Genomic DNA, 16906 nt, shown 5'->3' on the forward strand with positions numbered 1-16906 from the left:
ACCACCCCGCGTGCAACACCGGACCGAACCGGCGCGCGGGGGTCGCCTCCGGCGCGCAATCGCGACAGATGACCCTCGGAGGCACCGGCAACCGACGCGATGTCGTTGCCGTCGCCGCCAACACGCGCGATCCCGGACCAAGCCGCCCCCGCGAGCAACGCGAGCTGAACCGGCCCAAGCGTTGCCGCGCGAGCCGACACAGTGGCCGCGGCGCGACCGAAGCACCTTGAGGTGTGCGGGCCGTCAGCTGTTTGCTCCGTCCCGGTTCGAGACAGCCGGATCCGGTCGACGCGGCCGGACCGGCCGCCGTGACGGTCTATCGGGCCCGGCTTCGGGGTTCTCATCGCGGAGGGATCGGGTGTCACGACCAGAGGAACTCGGCCATTGCCGTGGTGGTGTGGAGGTCGTGGTTGGTGCGGCCGACCAGCCTGGGCGCCGGGTGGGGGCCCGGAACCGTGTGGCCGGCGCCGCGGGCGGTGAAGAGGCGGACGGGTGCGTGTCCGGCCTGGTGGTGGTCGGTGCGGGTCAGTGAGGCGGAGATGTCCACCGTCGTCGGCGGGGCCGTGATGCCGTTGCGGGCGGCGAAATAGGCGGCGGTCTCGGGCGTGGACAGCATCTCGCCGCCGACCTTGAAGGCGACGCGGGCCCAGGCCGCCATTTCGCCGCCCTCGTAGGGCACGATCCGGTCGGCCGTGCCATGCACGAGCAAGACCGGTTTCGGTACGACCGGCAGGCCGGGAACGAGAAAGTTCGAGGGCGCGGGCTGCTGGGCCGCGATGATCGTCGCGCCGGCGATCAGGTCGGGGCGCTCGTGCAGCAGCCGTACCACCAACCCGCCGCCGTTGGAGTAGCCGGCCGCGTAGACCTCGCGCCCGTCGGCGTGGTGTTTGACGACGGCCTCGGCGAACGCCACGTCGTCGACGCCGGCCAGGCGGGCCGGAAAACGGCTGGCGACCCGCGCGTCATTCCAGTTGCCGCGGAAGCCGTCGAGGTAGGCCACAGCCGTTCCGGGGATGGCGTCGAACGCCCCACCGGTGAAGGAGCGGAACTTGGCGGCGTTCTGCGTCGAGCCGTGGAAGACCAGCAGCAGGCGGTCGTGTCCGCCGTCCGGCTCGATCAGGGTGTAACTGCGGGTGCGCCCCGCCGCGTCGATCTGCATGGCAAGCCCCTCGCCGTTCGCGGATAACCTATCCGTTTCAGCGTAGCAGCATCCGGATGGGCTATCCGGTTATCCTGGTCACCGTGACCCGCAGAGACGCCGCCCGCAATTGGCAGAACATCGTCGACACCGGCCGCGCATTCCTCGACGAGGACCGTCCGCTGCGGCTCAACGAGGTCGCCCGCGAGGCGTCGATCGGCGTGGCCACGGTCTACCGCCACTTCCCCACGGCCGAGGCGCTGCTCGAAACGCTCGCCCGCCCCAGCCTGGAAAAGCTGGTCGCCGATGCCGAGGCCTCCTTGCGCGGCGACGACGACGAATGGGCCGCGTTCGCCGGCTTCCTGACCGCCGGCATCAACGCGCAATTGGCTGACCCCGCTGTCCAGCCGGTTGTCGCCGCCGCCACACACGAGCTGCCCGAAACCGCCGAACTGGTGGCCCGCCTCAACGCGCTGACCGGCGAACTGCTCGCCTGGGTGCACGCCGCGGGCCGGATTCGCCCAGAGGTGCAGCGGGCCGACGTGATCCGGCTGATGTGCGGCGTGGTGTTCGCAGCCACGGTGCACGCCGCGCCGTCCGAGCGCCCGGCGCTCACCCGCCGCTATCTCGACGTCGTACTCGAAGGCCTGTTACGACGCGATGCGAGTGATCAAGGGCGCGGCGGCGGCGAGCCCGGGCGCTGAAGACAAGTGACAGGGCGCCGCGGAACGACATGCGCCGCCGTAACCGGATTTGCGCGATGGTGACGCCGGTGGCGCCGAAGGTCTTGGCCAGGGGGCCGAGAAGTAGCGGCGGCGCCGACAGCCATTGGTGGATGTGCCGGTGAATCCGGACGACGCCGAGAAGGCTCCTGACTCTCGGAACAGCCGGCGCGTGTCCTGCAACAAGGGATCGTCAACCATCACCCGCAGCAGGAGCAACAGCACCGTTTGACGACCGTGGGCTCATATCTCGGCGGCGTACGAGCGTGCTCTGAACTCCGCCGCGACCCGTGGCCGCTGGTCACGGCAGCCCCGATGACCTCAACCGCCTCGAGCCGCTCGTCGTCCGACCTATCGAGTTGCCTAAGAGCTTTAGGCGTGAACATAATAGTGTTAGGAAGGAGCGCACATGGCACGAGCGGGACTGACGGCGGAGCGGGTTACCCGGGCCGGCGCCGAACTGGCTGATGAGTTGGGCTTCGAGCAGGTGACACCCTCGGTGGTCGCACGGCACTTCGGGGTGCGGGTGGCGAGCCTGTACTCGCACGTTCGCAACGCCGAAGACCTGCGCGTTCGCATTGCTCTGCTGGCGCTGGAAGAGATGGCCGACCGGGGGGCTGAGGCGCTGGCCGGGCGCGCCGGGAAGGACGCGCTGGTTGCGCTCGGCACCACCTACCGCAACTACGCGCGTGAACATCCCGGCCGGTACGCCGCGGCTCAGTTGCGGCTCGACCACGAGACCGCCCTGGCCAGTGCCGGGCCCCGGCACTCGGCCATGACGCGGGCGATCCTGCGTGGCTATGAGCTGGCGGAGCCCGACCAGACCCACGCCGTCCGGCTCATCGGCAGCGCCTTCCACGGCTACATCACCCAGGAGTTGGGTGGCAGCTTCGACCACAGCAAACCCGGCCCCCAGCAGTCGTGGGAGCGCATCCTCGACGCGCTCGACGCCCTGCTGCGCCACTGGCCCCACGAAGGACGACAATGATCACCACCCCTGTTACGGCCGACCTGATCCGCGGCGCCGTCGAGCTCGAGCGGACCGCCCACGGGCTGTTGCCGCACCGGCTGCCCGCCTGGGCGCGGGCCCAGGGCAACGACCCGCAACTGGCTACGGCCGAGGTGCAACCTTCCGGCGTACGGCTGGTGTTCCGCACCAGAGCGGCAGTCGTCGAACTCGTCACCGCACCGACGAAGCTCGTCTACCGCGGCGCTCCACCCCGGCCCGAAGGCGTCTACGACCTGTACGCCGACGGTGTTTCCGCCGGCCGGCAGAGCGTGAACGGCGGCACCACCATCACCATCGACCTCGCCACCGGGGCGGCGGAAGCCCAGCGCGGTGAGCCGGGCCGCGCCCGGTTCGAGGGCCTGTCCCCCACGCTCAAGACGGTCGAGATCTGGTTGCCCCACAACGAGAAGACCGAGCTGATCGAGCTCCGCACGGACGAGCCGATCGAGCCCGCACCCGCCTCCGACCGACCGCAGTGGCTGCACCACGGCAGTTCCATCAGCCACGGCTCGAACGCCGACAGCCCGAGCACCACCTGGCCCGCCGTCGCGGCTGCCCGGGCCGGCTTCGATCTGACCAACCTGGGCCTGAGCGGCAGCGCCCTGCTCGACCCGTTCACCGCCCGTACGATGCGCGACCTGCCGGCCGACCTGATCAGCGTCAAGATCGGGATCAACATCGTCAACGCCGATCTGATGCGCCTGCGTGCCTTCGGCCCCGCCGTGCACGGCTTCCTGGACACGCTGCGCGAGGGGCACCCGTCCACACCGTTGCTGGTCGTGTCGCCGATCCTGTGCCCGATCCACGAGGAGACACCCGGCCCCGGAGCCTTCGATCAGGCGGCGCTGGCCGAGGGCCGGCTCGGCTTCATCGCCACGGGCAACCCGGCCGAACGCGCCGCGGGCAAGCTGACCCTGACCGTCATCCGCGACGAACTGGCCCGCATCGTCACCGAACGCGCCAAGACCGACCCGAACCTGTCCTATCTGGACGGACGCGAGCTGTACGGCGAGGCCGACTTCGCCGTACGCCCGCTGCCCGACCAGCTCCACCCGGACGCCGCCACCCACCGCGTGATGGGCGAACGCTTCGCGGACCGGGCCTTTCCCCAGTTCAGCCGCATCGCCCCCGAACAAGACGCTCGGTAACCGGGAAGCACGGCGGCGGCCATCTCGCTCCATGGAGTCGGGGGCCCGTCGCCGTCGGGATCAGCGCAAGGCCAAGGCGGTCTGCACGCTGACGCCGCCGCCGGAACTAAGCATGTAGCCGAAGGTGTCGTCCGTAACTGGCGGCTCCCGAGCAGGCCAGCCCTCGGAAGGGCCGCCGGAGTTACGGGCGATAGTCCTGAGCAGGGGCTTAGCGTGAGAGCGTGTATGAACCCAGTTTTTCTGGAGGATGACCAGCTGTTCGGTGCTCTGGACCGCGGCGCTCCGGATCTGCCGCTGGTTGTGCCGTCGCGTGGGGTGGTGATTGCGGCGGCCGGCGTCTGGGGACGGTACGGCTCGGTCGTCGCCCTGCGCCGTGACGGGCAGGACAGCGATGCGCTTTTGTCCGACGTCTATCTGGTCGAACGGTCCCTCGACGGCCAGTGACCGGCGCCGGACAGTTGCTCGGGTTCCGGCCTGCCCGAGTGGGTGCTCCGTCGTCATGACAGCCCTCTACCGGATTCACACGGGAGCGACCTGATGAATCTGGGCGCACAAATGGCCGACGTGGGCGGCAACTGGCTGGTCGAACTGACCGTCGTGGCCAGCCGGGCGGTCAGCACGGTCGAGATTCGGTACGGGGGTCAGGAAATCACTGTGCCCGTACCGCCCGGCGGGCTGGTGACGGTGCCCGGCCTCGTCCGGTCGCCTGACGATGTCGCCGAGTTCAGAGGCTTCGACGGGGCGGGCGAACCGCGATCTGTCGCGTACTACCTTCCGTTGACCGAGTCCGACCGGGAGATGGGTTGGCCCGCCGAGTCGTTGTGGGCCTCCTAGAAACAGCCGGAAATCCGCTGCGGTCAATCACGTGTCGCGCGCGAACTCGGCGCGCCTCTCCGGCAGGGGCAGGGCTTCTCGAGCCAGACGGTGTCGGGCCAGCCGGGCGAGCTGGTTGGTGGAGCGCGCCTGCTGTGCTCCGCAGCGGTCGGTGCCTGGTCGTGCGCGTCAATTCGGCCCGCCATCCTCTCGCAGTGCGTGCCGGACGTGTGATCAGACGCTGTTGTCGGGCTTGCGGGCAGTCCAGAGGGTGGCCGAGCGGCGGAGGACGAAGTCCGGCATCGTGGCCACACGCTCCAGCAGACGAGCGTGCATTTCGACCCGCTTGTCCGCGGGAAGTCCGTCGATGAAACGGCCGGAACCGTGTGATCGGCTCCAGCGCCAGTAGGTTTCGCCGTCCGGAACGGGCAGCGCCACCTCTAGGGTCACCGCCGTGACATCGATCAGGCTGGACTGCTCGAAGAGTTCGCTCTCCCCGACGTCATTCCCGTGCCGCCCGGATCCGTCGGCCTGAAATCGGCGGTAGTCCGCATAGAGGTCGACGAGCGGGTCCGGCCACGGATCGGGCGCGCCGCCGGCCCGGCCGGGAACGGTGAAAGCCAGGTGCGCGCCGGGCTTCGCCACTCGGACGGCCTCGGCCAGGGCGGTGCCAGGGTCGTCGACGATGTGGACGGCGAATCCGCAGACGATCAGGTCGAACGTGCCACTCTCGACATCGAGACGCGTGGCGTCCAGAACGCGGGCGTCGACGGCCGGGAAGTCGCGCTCGAGAAGCTCGATCATGCGGGGCGAACCGTCGACCGCAACGACCTCGCAGCCACGATCCAGAAGCTGGCGCGTGAACGCTCCCCGGCCTGCGGCCAGATCCAGAGCTCGGATGCCGGGCGCCGGAACGATACGGCGCACCGCATCCTCGGCGAAACGGCCGAAGAACGGCAGGACCTGATCGTACGAATCGGCGACGCCGTCGAAGTGCGCCACCACCGACTTTCCTGCCACGCGGAGGCTCCTCACGACGCCGGGGGTCTGAGCTTCTGCCAGGCGCCGCGCTCCCCGAGCGGGGCGCCCACCGAAGAGCCAGGCCAGTCTCGCGGGGCGACTTCGCCGGGACAACCCGGTTTCGAGCACCGAAGGACGTGCGGAACCCCGAGCAGCATCCTCTCGGCGCAACCGGCTGGCCGGTCTGCGGCGTGGCGCCGGCGGCGCGCTCCGTCAGCCGGCTCGCGGTCAAGGCCACGACGGCGCCGGAACGACGACGAGACCGCCCTTTCAGGGGATTCGAGTCCCCGCTGGCCTGCGCGCGCTTGCGGCACCGCGTGAATGGGTATGTCAGGGGGACGTAACCCGAGGAGGAACCCGCATGGCAAGCTTTGCCCAACGTGTCCGCGCCTTCCTGCAGAGCCCGAAGGGGCAGCAGCTGGTCGACCAGGGTCGCCGGCAGTTGGCCAAGCCCGAGAACCAGCGCCGGCTGCGCGGGCTGTTCACCAAGCTCCAGGGCCGCCGACGCTACTGACCAGCAGGTGCGGTGGCGTCGCTGCTACCCGGCCGCTGCGGCTGTGGGTGGTGGCTAAATCGTCAAGCCGCCGGCGGTCGGTGTCGGCCGACCGCTGCGGCGGCGCCTGGGAGGCCGACTGGGTGGTGACGCGTCCAGTCCGAACCCACGCCGCACGGTAAGTCGGCTCGCTGCCCCACGCCGGCGTGCGTGGTGACGGAGACGCCGAGCTCACGGGCGACCTCGAAGGCGGCCTTCGCGCTCGGCCCGGAAGCGGATGCACCGATCAGGCTGCTCCCGGCCATGGCTGGGTCCGCGTCGGGAGGGAGTCCGGATGCGGGGTCCGCACTATCGTGGACTCGTGAGCACTCGCGATGTGCCGGCGCAGATCGGTGACCTGCCGCCCATCGGGAGACCGGCCAACAGCGCCTTGCTCGTGGCAGGCGTCACGACGCTCGTCCAGGTCGCGGGCTACCGCCGCCGCGACCTGCTGGCGCTGCACGGGGTCGGGCCCAAGGCGGTCGCCATCCTGGCCTCCGCGCTGGCCGAGCACGGCCTCGCCTTCGCCGACGAACGGCCGTAGACCACGCCGGTCGGCTCGGGGACAGATGCCGGCCGTCAGTGCCCTCCGGCGCGCATCACCGCGAAGTCACGCCTATATGAGCCGGCCAGCCACGTCGTGACCGGTCAGTTCGGCTCGGGAACAGATGCCGGCCGTCAGTGCCCTCCCGCGCGCATCACCGCGAAGTCACGCCTATATGAGCCGGCCAGCCACGTCGTGACCGGTCGGCTCGGCTCGGGGACAGATGCCGGCCGTCAGTACCGTCCCGCGCGCATCACCGCGACGCCGCGCCTATATGAGCCGGCCAGCCACGTCCTGACCGGACGGCGGCCGTTCAGGGCAGACGAAGGCGAACCTGTACGGGCAGGTGGTCGCTGGGGTACTGGCTGTCCCGGTGGTAGGCGTTGATCAGTGCGGCCGAGGCCGTGATGCCGGGCGTGGTGAGCACCCAGTCGATGCGCGGGCCGTCGGGTGCCAGGGGGCTGTAGCCGTGGAACGTGCCGTAGAGGCGGCCGCGCCTGGCGGCCATGGGCCAGGTGTCGCGGAGGCCGGCCTGGGTGACCAGCACGTCGTAAACGTAGCCGCCCGGCTGGGCCGGAGTGTTGAAGTCGCCGGTCAGGATGGTGGGCAGCGGCGGGTCCATCGCTTGCAGGCGGGCGCGGATCAGGTCGGCGGACATGCGGCGGGCGCGTTCGCTGGCGTTGTCGAGGTGGGTGTTGACGGCGTAGAAACGCTTGCCGGTCTTGCGGTCCTGGAACTGGGCCCAGGTGACCATGCGGACCGACCAGCCGCCCCAGGTTTCCGAGCCGGGCGCCTGGGGGGTGTCGGAGAGCCAGAAATGACCGTACGCCTGCCGGGTCAGCCGCTCCTTGTTGTAGAAGACGGCCATGAACTCGCCGCGATGGCCGCCGAGCCGGCCCGTGCCGACGTAGTCGTAGCGGTCGCCCAGGTCGTCCTCGAGGTCGCGCAGCTGGTCGTTGAGCCCCTCCTGGGTGCCGATCAGGTCGGGCTGCTCGGTCGTCAGCAGGTTGCGCATCACCGGGCGGCGCTGGGGCCACGAGTTCGGCAGGCCGGGGCCGGCGTAGCGCAGGTTGAGCGACATCACGTGCAGGTCGGCGGCTGCGGCGCGGCCGGCGAGCGCGTCCATCGCCGAGGCCACCGGGCCACTCGCAGCGCCCGGAAGAGCCACCGTGGTCATCACGGCCAGCACCGCGGACATCAGCGACCGCAAGGCGGATCTGCGACCAGCCGCGAATCGAGCGACGCGAATCGCCATGAACTCATGATAGTTGGCGCCGCCGACGGGCACGCGCAGCCAAACGAGCGCGCACGCCCAGCTAAACGAGCGCGCACGCGCAGCCGACCAAGCGAACACGCGCAGCCAAACGATCGAACACGCGCCCGCTGGAGGACCGGGCAGGCGCCACCAAACGAGCAGATACGCGCAGCCGAACAAGCGGTCAGTCGCCGGCCGAAGGAGGGACACGCGCCGCCGAAGGAGCGGGCACGCGCTTCCGGAAGCGGCAAGCGCGTGCCCGCAAGAACCTCAGCTCGGCAGAGAAACCTGCTGCGGGGCCGGCCGCTGGGTGGTGGTGCCGTCGCCCAGCTGCGCGTTGTCGTTGTTGCCCCAGCACCACAGGCTGACGTCCGTACGGAAGGCGCAGTTGTGATAGCCCCCCGCCGCGTCGGCGGTCCAGGTGGTGGCGGTGCCGATACGGGTCGGGGCGTAGCGGTGAGTCGTGGTGCCGTCGGCGAGCTGGCCGTAGGCGTTGTTGCCCCAGCACCAGAGGCTGCCGTCGGTGCGGGTGGCGCAGGCCGTGTCGAAGCCGGCGTTGACGCCGTTCCAGGTGGTGGTCGTGCCGACCTGGATCGGGGCGGTCTGGTAGTTGCCGGTGACGCCGAGCTGGCCGTAGCCGTTCTCGCCCCAGCACCACAGGCTGCCGTCGGTGCGCGTCGCGCAGGTGAACAGGTAGCCGGCGGTCACCTCGGACCAGGACGTTCCGGTGCCCACCTGGGTCGGAGTGGTCTTGTAGCCGAGGGCGCCGGTGCCGAGCTGCCCGGTCGAGCTGTCGCCCCAGCACCACAGGCTGCCGTCGGTGCGCGTCGCGCAGGTGTGAGCGAAGCCGGCCGTCACGCTCGCCCAGTTGGTCGCGGTGCCGACCTGCAGCGGGCGGGTCGCGGTGTAGACCGCCGCGCCGTCACCGAGCTGCCCGAAGCGGTTGAAACCCCAGCACCACAAGGTTCCTTCGGTACGTACGGCGCACGTGTGGCTGTCACCGGCGCTCACACCGGCCCAGGTGGTCGCGGCGCCCACCTGCACGGGAGCGGTCCGGCGGGTGGTGGTGCCGTCGCCCAGCTGGCCCCGGTTGTTGCTGCCCCAGCACCACAGCGTCCCGTCGGTCCGGACGGCGCAGTTGTAGCTGGTGCCGCCGTCGATGCCGGCCCACGACGTCGCGCTCCCGACCCGTACGGGCGTGGTCCGGCTCGTGGTCGTGCCGTCCCCCAGCTGGCCGCTGTAGTTGCCACCCCAGCACCACAGACTGCCGTCGGTGCGGATCGTGCAGGTGTGCCCGTAACCGGTGGCCACATCGGATGGCGCCGGAGCAGCTGCGGCGGGAGCCGCCAGGGCGACGACCCCGCCGATCACCATGCCGATCACCATCATCAAGGCTCGAATCTTGTTCTTCACGTGGGGACTCCTCCTAGGACGACGACGAGGGGGACGACAAGGGGGACGACGACGAGGGGGACGACGACGAGGGGGACGACGAGGCGACGACGAGGGGGACGACAAGAGGGACGACGAGGGACGATGCGGGGAAGGTCACGAGGCCTCGCAGGTGGCGCCGTTCAAGCTGTACGAAGCGGGCCGCGGATTGCTCCCGCCGTGTGAGCCGTTGAAGCCGAAACTGACGGTCGCGCCGGGAGCGAGGGCGGCGCTCCAGGCCTCCCCGGTCGCGGTGACCACCGACCCGGTCTGGGTCACCCGGGCCGACCAAGCCTGCGTGATGCTCTGCCCGCCACTGAACGTCCAGGTCAGCGTCCACGGCGAGACCGCGGTGGTCCCGGTGTTGGTCACCGCGACCGTCCCGGTGAAGCCCGTGCTCCAGTCGTTCGTGGTGTAACGCACCCGGCACGAACCACCCGGCGTGCCGGACGCCGTGGTCACCGCGAGCGCCGCCGAGCGGGCCGAGCGGTTGCCGGCCGCATCCCGCGCCGCCACGGTGAACTCGTAACCGGTAGCCGCGCTCAAACCGCTGACGGTGTAGGTCGCGACCGCGGGCGAGCCGATCAGCACACCGTCCCGATAGACGTCGTAGCCGGCCAGTCCGCTGCCGCCGGTGTCGGTCGACGCCGGCCAGGTGAGGGTCAGGCCCGTCCCCGTCACTCCGGTGGCTGTGGGGGCGGCCGGCACGCTCGGCGCTGTCGTGTCGGCCGGCGGGTCCGAGTAGGTCAGCCCGAAGCCGTACGGGTAGAGGGGTGTCTTGCCGTCGCCGTCGTTGATGGGCTGCTGGGCGGCCGACTGCATCCACGTCACGGGCAGCTTGCCGGTCGGGGCGTAGTCGCCGAAGAGCACGTCGGCCACGCCGGCTCCCTCCGTGCCCGGGAGCCAGGCCGCGAGCAGTGCGTTCCAGTTGCCGACCTCCGCGGCGATGTCCAGCGGCCGGCCCGAGACCAGCACCACGATCACCGGCACCCCGGCCGCCCGCAGCCGGGACAGGGTGGCCAGGTCGGTCGCGTCCAGGCTCATCGAGCCGGGCCGGTCGCCCTCACCCTCGGCGTACGGCGTCTCCCCCACCACCGCGACCGCCGCCCGGTACGAGCTGTCGATGCCCGTGCCGTCGCGGTTGTAGGTCACCGTCGTGCCGGCGCCGACGGCGGCCCGGATGCCGGACAGGATCGACGTGCCGGTCACCGTGTTGCCGCTCGCGCCCTGCCAGCTCAGCGTCCAGCCGCCGCTCTGGTTGCCCAGGTCGTCGGCGCTCTTGCCGGCCACGAAGATCTTCCCGCCGGTCTTGGCCAGCGGCAGGATCCCCCTCTTCAGCAGCACCTGCGACTGGCGTACGGCCTGCCGGGCCAGCGCGCGGTGCTCGGTGCTGCCGATCGTCGTGGTGAGACTGCGGTCGGCGTACGGCTTCTCGAAGAGCCCCAGCTCGAACTTCTTGGTCAGGATGCGGCGGTTGGCGTCGTCGATCCGGGTCATCGGGATCTGGCCGGCCTGCACCGCGGCCTTCAGGTAGCCGACGAAGACCTTCCAGTCGGCCGGCACCATCGCCATGTCGAGCCCGGCGTTGACGGCGGTGACCACCTCGGCCTGGGTGAAGCCGCGCTGCCCGTCGAGCTGGTCGATGGCCGCCCAGTCCGAGACGACGAAGCCGGTGAACCCGAGCTCGCCCTTGAGCAGGTCGGTGATCAGGTATTTGTGGCCGTGCAGCTTGGCCCCGTTGAAGCTGCTGAACGAGAGCATCACCGAGCCGACGCCGCGCTCGACGGCCGCGGTGAACGGCGGCAGGTGCACGCTCCGCAGCTCGGCCTCGCTGATCTCGGTGTTGCCCTGGTCGACGCCGCCCGTGGTGCCGCCGTCGCCGATGTAGTGCTTGGCCGTGGCGAGCACCCCGTTGTCCTGCAGGCCGTCCACGATGGTGGTCATGGCCGTCGCGAGCTCCGGCTTCTCGCCGTACGACTCGTAGGTGCGCCCCCACCGGTCGTTGCGCGCGACGCACAGGCAGGGCGCGAACGTCCAGTCCTGGCCCGCTCCCGTGACCTCCTCGGCGGTGGCCTTTCCGATCCGTTCCACCAGTGCGGCGTCCCGGGTCGCGCCGAGCCCGATGTTGTGCGGGAAGATCGTCGAACCGGGCACGTTGTTGTTGCCGTGCACCGCGTCGATCCCGTACAGGATCGGGATCTGGAGCGGCGTCGCCAGGGCGGCCCGCTGGTAGCCGTCGTACATGTCGGCCCAGCCGGCCGGGGTGTTGTTCGCGGGCGCCGATCCGCCGCCCGAGAGCACCGAGCCCACCCGGTACGCGGTGACGTCGGCGGCAGTGGTCGTCCCCCGCTCCGACTGGGTCATCTGCCCGGCCTTGTCGTCGAGGCTCATCCGCCCGAGCAGATCGGCTACGCGCGTGGCGACCGGTAGCGACGGGTCCTGATAGGGCAGGACGGCAGCGGCCCGCGCGGGCGGCACAGCGATGACAGAAAGGCCGAGCGCTCCGACAAGCGCGGCCGTCCCCAGTGAGCGCATAGCGTGTCCCTCAGGCCGATCAGACATTGACCGTCATGGTTGCATGGGAGCGCTCCCATTACAATGATGCTTCCACGGTGTGAACAACTCCCGCCGTCAGCGACGAAGACGGCGAAGCGGAACGACGGGGGCTGGAAGCGGTTCCAGGGGCGGAATGCCCTCGTGGGCGGCGAACGCCGCGACGACGGTCTCCAGATAGTCCCGGCGGATGCGGGCCGTGCCGGCTGCGATGCCGCGGCGCGCCCGCTCGGCGCTGCCGGGCCGGGCGACGTACGTCCACGCCGGCCCGGAGCCGTCCAGCTCGACGGCGATCCGGGTGTAGTTGCCCTCCCGGGCGTCCAGGGCGGGCAACCCGTCGTCGGGCAGGTGAAAGAGCACGCCCTCGACCGCGGCGCCCGGCTCGATCGTCAGGAACAGCACCTGGATCGGCGGCCGGCTCCCGTCGTTCACGTCCTCGTAGACGACCGGCCCGTTCGCGGTGTTGTCGGTGCACACGTTCCAGGTGCGTGACCACCCGATGAGCCGGGCCCGGGCCGGGTCGCGGCCGCCCAGCGCCGCAATGGTGGCCGGCGCGACCAGCGATCCGTACCCGAAGACGACAGCCACGCGTCAGGCAGCCTTCGTCAAGGCCTCGTACTCCTCGTCGGCCAGTTCGACGCCGGCCGCCGCGCAGTTCTCCTCGAGGTGCGCCACCGACGACGTGCCCGGGATGGGCACCATGACCGGGGAGCGGCGCAGCAGCCAGGCCAGCGCGAGCTGACCGGTCGTCGTGCCCGGGTGCGAGCGGGCCACCGCGTCCAGCGGGCCGCCCGGCCGAGCCAGCGTCCCGGCGTCGACCGGCGCCCACGGGATGAACGCGATGCCCTCCTCGGCGCAGTAGTCGACGAGCTCCTCGGCGCGGCGGTCACCCAGGTTGTAGCGGTTCTGGACGGACGCCACGGGCACGCCGGCCGCCTGCGCCTCCTTCACGTCGGCCACCGTCACCTCGGACAGCCCGATCTGAGCGGCGAGGCCTTCGTCCAGGAACTCCCGCAGCACGCCGAACTGGTCCGCGCGCGGAGTCAGCGGGTCGATGCGGTGCAGCTGCCACAGGTCGATCCGCTCGACGCCGAGGCGGCGCAGGGACATGCGGATGCACTGACGCAGATATTCGGGACGCCCCACCGCCGCCCACTGGTTGGGCCCGCTGCGCGTGAAGCCACCCTTGGTGGCGATGACGACGTCGCCGTAGCCCCGGCCGTCGTGCAGGGCCTCGCGGATCAGGTCTTCCGACACCTCGGGGCCGTACGAGTCGGCGGTGTCGATGAACGTCACGCCGAGCTCGACCGACCGGCGCAGCACCCGGATCGCCTCGTCGTGGTCGCGGGGCGGCCCCCAGATGCCCGGGCCGGTGATGCGCATCGCGCCGTAGCCCAGCCGCTCGACAGTCTTTCCACCCAGATTGATCGAAGTCACCCGTCCAGTATCCGCCCCCGACACTTAGCCCTTGCGTTAAGTATCGGGGCGGTCAATACTTAGCCGCGTGGCACAGTATTCGGCGCAGCTCGACGACGTGTTCGTGGCCCTGGCCGACCCGACCCGGCGCGGTGTCGTGCGGCGGCTCGGTCAGGGTCCGGCCAGCGTGGGCGAGCTGGCCGGCGCCTTCCCGATGACCCTGCCCTCCTTCATGAAGCACGTGCGCACCCTCGAATCGGCCGGGCTGATCCGCACCACGAAGGCCGGCCGGGTACGCACCTGTGTGCTCAACCGCGAGCGCCTCACCGTCGTGGAGGACTGGCTGGCCGAGCAGCGCGACCTGTGGCAGCAGCGCACCGACCGTCTCGAACACTTCGTCACCGAGGAGAACCCGTCGTGAATCCCGATCTCGATCTGGCCCTGAACCGCGTCATCCGGGCCCCGCGCGCTGCCGTCTGGCGCGCCTGGACCGACCCGGCCCGCCTGGCCCAGTGGTGGCTCCCCGCCCCCACGAAGTGCCGCGTCGACCGCTTGGAGGCCCGCCCCGGCGGCGGTCTCGTCACCCGCATGAGCGACGACGGCGTCACCTACGCGCCACACATGGACGCGCTCTTCCTCGTGGTCGACGACGAGGAGCGGATCGTCTTCACCAACGCGGTCGACAGCGCCTGGCGGCCCACGAACCCCGATCCGGTGGCGCTGACCGCGGAGATCACGTTCGCCGACCATCCGGACGGCACCGACTACCGCGTCCTCGTGCGCCACGGCGATCCGTCGGCCCGCGACCGCCACGAGAAGATGGGCTTCCTCGACGGCTGGGGCGCCGTCACCACGCAGCTCGCGGCGGTCGCGGAGGGCTCTACCGCGGCGTGAGGCCGGTCCCGCCGGAGATCACGAGGGCGAAGGGCTGCCGGCGACCGGCGGTGACCGAGACGCCGCGCACCCGCACGGTCCAGGCGCCGGCCGCCGGGGCCGGCACCGTGACCTGCTGGACGTTGTTGGTGGTGGTCGGGAACGGCGTCGTGTCGCCGTTCAGCACGGTGCCGTCCGGCGCCTGCAGCTGCAGGTAGAGCTGGTTGACCAGGGAGCCGACCCCCTCCAGCGACGGCGGATCGGTCCAGACCAGGGTGACCTTCAGCGGGGTTTCCGGGCCGGCCGCGGGCACGGTCCAGCGCCGCATTTCGCCGGTGCCGACGGCCGAGCCCGGGTCGTCCTCGTAGCGCAGCTGTTCGTCCGGCGCGGGTGCGAGCGCGGCGGTGACGTCGACCCGGCCGAAGCCGCAGACGTTGTTCGGCCCGGCGGTGATCTCGCCGGCGAACTGGCCGCGCATCGTGGCCGCGCCGTTGATCAGCACCGCCTTGATCAGCGCGGCCGAGGGCACAGCGCCGTCGGCGATCAGGCGTTCGCGGACCAGCGCGGCCGCGCCCGCCACGAGCGGGGTCGACATGCTCGTCCCGCCGCTCCAGCAGTAGAGGTCGCGCAGTTCGTGCCCGGCCGGCAGGCCGCCCCACAGCGGATCGCCGCCGGGTGCGAGCGCCGACGACCGCAGCGACAGCACGTTGGTGCCGGGGGCGACCACGTCCGGCTTGATCCGGCCGTCGTCGGTCGGGCCACGCGACGAGAACGCGGCCATGCCGTCGACGTCGTCGGAGACGTGGCCGGCCGCGGTCAGCCGCGGGAACTTGACCGTCTGACTCCAGTCGATGTCCCGGCCGGGCGGCGGGACCGAGCCGCGCGGGTGGTTGTTCTCGCTGGCCCCTACGGTCAGGCAGTTCTTGGCCGTGGCGGGCGTGCCGATCGAGTCCGGGTCGACCACGCCGTTGCCGTTGACGTCCTTGCCGTCGTTGCCGGCCGAGAACAGGATCAGCATGTCCGGGTTGTTCCACACGAACTTGTCGACGGTGCGGGCCGCGGCGTTGTAGACCCCGGAGTTCGCGGCGCCCCACGAGTTGGTGTGGATGCGCACGCCGTCCGCGTGGGCCGGGCCGAACAGATCGGTCAGGTCCTCCGGCAGGCCGTACAGGCCGTCGGCGGCCGTCGGCCAGTCCGCCGGGTTCACGTGGACGCCCTCGGCGGCCAGCTGGGCGGCGGTCTTCCAGTTCACGCGCTGGCCGATGGCCTGGAACCACACCTCGGCCTCGGGCGCGGCCCCGGCCGGCACGAACGCCGAGCCGATCGCCTTGGCGGCGGCCCCGTCGCCGAGCACCGAACCGGTGACGTGGGTGCCGTGCCCCGATCCCTCGTCGGCCGGGCCGTCGTCGCTGTTCGGCGGGTCGGTGATGAACGGCGCCAGCCGGGAGCCGGCCGGCAGGCTCGTGATGCGGCGGACCCGGCCCCGCAGGTCGGGGTGGATGTGCTGGGGGTCGCCGGTGTCCAGCCCGGAGTCGGCGATCCCGACGAGCTGGCCGCGGCCGGTCACCGTACGGCCGGCGAACGTGTGCCCGGTGGGCACGCCCATGACGGTGAGCGCGCGGTCGTTGTGCAGTTCGGCGAAGGCGAACGGCAGCACGGCCTGCACACCCTGCGTGCCGGCCACCTCGGCGATCGCGGCCGGGCCGGCTTCGGCCACGACCGTACGCCCAGCGGTCGACAACACCACGCCGCCGGCCGCGCGGATGCGGGCCGACACCTCGGCCGTGCTCTCGCCCGGGAAGACCGTGACCTCGACCCGCTGCGCGTCCGAACCGGCCAGATCCTCGGCGGCCACCGCGGTCAGCAGGGTGGCGCCCAGCTCACGTCCCGGGTCACGGCGCAGCTTGGCCGAGACCTTCATCGCCGGCCGGTACGGGGTGACGTCCTCCACCCAGCGCTGGGCGGCCAGCTCCGGGACGCGCTCGGGCAGCATCCCGATCAGCAGCGTGAACCCGGGCACGCTGTCCCGCACGGCGCCGCCGAGGGACTGCACCACGCCGAGCCACTCCGGCGCCGCCGGACCGGCCAGCTTGACCAGGTAGTACGCCGTACGCCCGGCGTCCTGTTCGAGCGGCACCTCGTCCTGCGCCCGGACGGCGTCGGCGAAGGCGAACCGCGAGCCCGCGACCTGGGTGACCTCGTCGTGCAGGGCCGTGGCCTCGACGCCGCCGGTGGTCAGCGTCGCCAGCTGGTCGGCGGAGCCCCGGACGAGCATCGAGTCGGGATACTCGGCGAGCACCTCCACCCCGGCAGCACGGACGGCTGCCGCGTCCCGAGGCTCCAGCAGTGTCACGAGCATCTTGGTGGCCATGGCAGTCCTCCCTGGTCGGGTCGTCGAAGACCTCGTCCCTGTCAGTGGAGTCCTCGCCCGCCGCGCGGTTATCCGGAAGTC

The 16906-nt window shown here is 71.2% G+C and carries 17 protein-coding genes; 9 read left to right on the plus strand and 8 right to left on the minus strand.

Annotated elements, in window-relative coordinates:
- Positions 1–361 precede the first annotated feature (361 nt).
- A complete protein-coding gene (locus tag LXN57_RS03065) occupies positions 362–1159 on the minus strand; it encodes a CE1 family esterase (RefSeq protein ID WP_251796445.1) in 798 nt (265 codons plus the stop codon).
- An 83-nt stretch (positions 1160–1242) separates the two neighbouring features.
- On the opposite strand from LXN57_RS03065, the gene LXN57_RS03070 reads away from it, so the two are divergent.
- The 5 genes from LXN57_RS03070 to LXN57_RS03090 all read left to right on the plus strand — a co-directional run bounded on the left by LXN57_RS03070 (position 1243) and on the right by LXN57_RS03090 (position 4851).
- Entirely contained in the window at positions 1243–1842 is a 600-nt protein-coding gene (locus tag LXN57_RS03070; protein ID WP_251796446.1) for a TetR/AcrR family transcriptional regulator, read from the plus strand.
- A gap of 427 nt (positions 1843–2269) precedes the next feature.
- Positions 2270–2848: a TetR/AcrR family transcriptional regulator gene (locus tag LXN57_RS03075; RefSeq protein ID WP_251796447.1), complete on the plus strand. Its 579-nt coding sequence runs from the start codon at positions 2270–2272 to the stop codon at positions 2846–2848.
- Entirely contained in the window at positions 2845–4017 is a 1173-nt protein-coding gene (locus LXN57_RS03080; protein ID WP_251796448.1) for a GDSL-type esterase/lipase family protein, read from the plus strand. Before LXN57_RS03075 ends, LXN57_RS03080 begins: the two co-directional genes overlap by 4 nt.
- A 225-nt stretch (positions 4018–4242) precedes the next feature.
- Positions 4243–4461 carry a hypothetical protein gene (locus LXN57_RS03085; protein ID WP_251796449.1) on the plus strand — a complete coding sequence of 73 codons (219 nt, stop codon included), beginning with the start codon at positions 4243–4245 and terminating at the stop codon, positions 4459–4461.
- A gap of 93 nt (positions 4462–4554) precedes the next feature.
- Positions 4555–4851, plus strand: a complete 297-nt coding sequence (locus LXN57_RS03090; RefSeq protein ID WP_251796450.1) for a hypothetical protein — start codon at positions 4555–4557, stop codon at positions 4849–4851.
- 213 nt (positions 4852–5064) lie between these two features.
- Here LXN57_RS03090 and LXN57_RS03095 read toward each other — a convergent pair whose 3' ends face one another.
- Positions 5065–5832: a class I SAM-dependent methyltransferase gene (locus LXN57_RS03095; RefSeq protein WP_251796451.1), complete on the minus strand. Its 768-nt coding sequence runs from the start codon at positions 5830–5832 to the stop codon at positions 5065–5067.
- A 379-nt stretch (positions 5833–6211) separates the two neighbouring features.
- On the opposite strand from LXN57_RS03095, the gene LXN57_RS03100 reads away from it, so the two are divergent.
- Positions 6212–6364 carry a hypothetical protein gene (locus LXN57_RS03100; RefSeq protein ID WP_251796452.1) on the plus strand — a complete coding sequence of 51 codons (153 nt, stop codon included), beginning with the start codon at positions 6212–6214 and terminating at the stop codon, positions 6362–6364.
- 340 nt (positions 6365–6704) lie between these two features.
- Complete coding sequence (locus tag LXN57_RS03105) at positions 6705–6926, plus strand: helix-hairpin-helix domain-containing protein (RefSeq protein ID WP_251796453.1); 222 nt, start codon at positions 6705–6707, stop codon at positions 6924–6926.
- Positions 6927–7239: 313 nt separating this feature from the next.
- Here the strand turns inward: LXN57_RS03105 and LXN57_RS03110 are convergent, their stop codons facing one another.
- The 5 genes from LXN57_RS03110 to LXN57_RS03130 form a co-directional block, all read right to left on the minus strand.
- Positions 7240–8181 (minus strand): endonuclease/exonuclease/phosphatase family protein, encoded by a 942-nt coding sequence (locus LXN57_RS03110; RefSeq protein ID WP_251796454.1) that lies wholly within the window; start codon positions 8179–8181, stop codon positions 7240–7242.
- Between the two features lie 270 nt (positions 8182–8451).
- A complete protein-coding gene (locus tag LXN57_RS03115; RefSeq protein WP_251796554.1) occupies positions 8452–9570 on the minus strand; it encodes an RCC1 domain-containing protein in 1119 nt (372 codons plus the stop codon).
- A gap of 159 nt (positions 9571–9729) precedes the next feature.
- Positions 9730–12147 (minus strand): glycoside hydrolase family 3 N-terminal domain-containing protein, encoded by a 2418-nt coding sequence (locus LXN57_RS03120; RefSeq protein WP_251796455.1) that lies wholly within the window; start codon positions 12145–12147, stop codon positions 9730–9732.
- A gap of 96 nt (positions 12148–12243) precedes the next feature.
- Positions 12244–12753 carry a gamma-glutamylcyclotransferase family protein gene (locus LXN57_RS03125; RefSeq protein WP_251796456.1) on the minus strand — a complete coding sequence of 170 codons (510 nt, stop codon included), beginning with the start codon at positions 12751–12753 and terminating at the stop codon, positions 12244–12246.
- Positions 12754–12756: 3 nt separating this feature from the next.
- Positions 12757–13602 carry an aldo/keto reductase gene (locus LXN57_RS03130; RefSeq protein WP_438872820.1) on the minus strand — a complete coding sequence of 282 codons (846 nt, stop codon included), beginning with the start codon at positions 13600–13602 and terminating at the stop codon, positions 12757–12759.
- 67 nt (positions 13603–13669) lie between these two features.
- Between LXN57_RS03130 and LXN57_RS03135 the strand changes: the two genes are divergently transcribed.
- Entirely contained in the window at positions 13670–14002 is a 333-nt protein-coding gene (locus LXN57_RS03135; protein WP_251796457.1) for an ArsR/SmtB family transcription factor, read from the plus strand.
- Positions 13999–14475 carry an SRPBCC domain-containing protein gene (locus LXN57_RS03140; protein WP_251796458.1) on the plus strand — a complete coding sequence of 159 codons (477 nt, stop codon included), beginning with the start codon at positions 13999–14001 and terminating at the stop codon, positions 14473–14475. The genes LXN57_RS03135 and LXN57_RS03140 overlap by 4 nt, the downstream gene beginning before the upstream one ends.
- Here LXN57_RS03140 and LXN57_RS03145 read toward each other — a convergent pair.
- Positions 14462–16825 carry a S8 family serine peptidase gene (locus LXN57_RS03145; RefSeq protein WP_251796459.1) on the minus strand — a complete coding sequence of 788 codons (2364 nt, stop codon included), beginning with the start codon at positions 16823–16825 and terminating at the stop codon, positions 14462–14464. The two genes, LXN57_RS03140 and LXN57_RS03145, sit on opposite strands and share 14 nt — an antisense overlap.
- Positions 16826–16906 lie beyond the last annotated feature (81 nt).

Source organism: Paractinoplanes hotanensis (assembly GCF_023717965.1).
Lineage (GTDB): Bacteria > Actinomycetota > Actinomycetes > Mycobacteriales > Micromonosporaceae > Actinoplanes > Actinoplanes polyasparticus.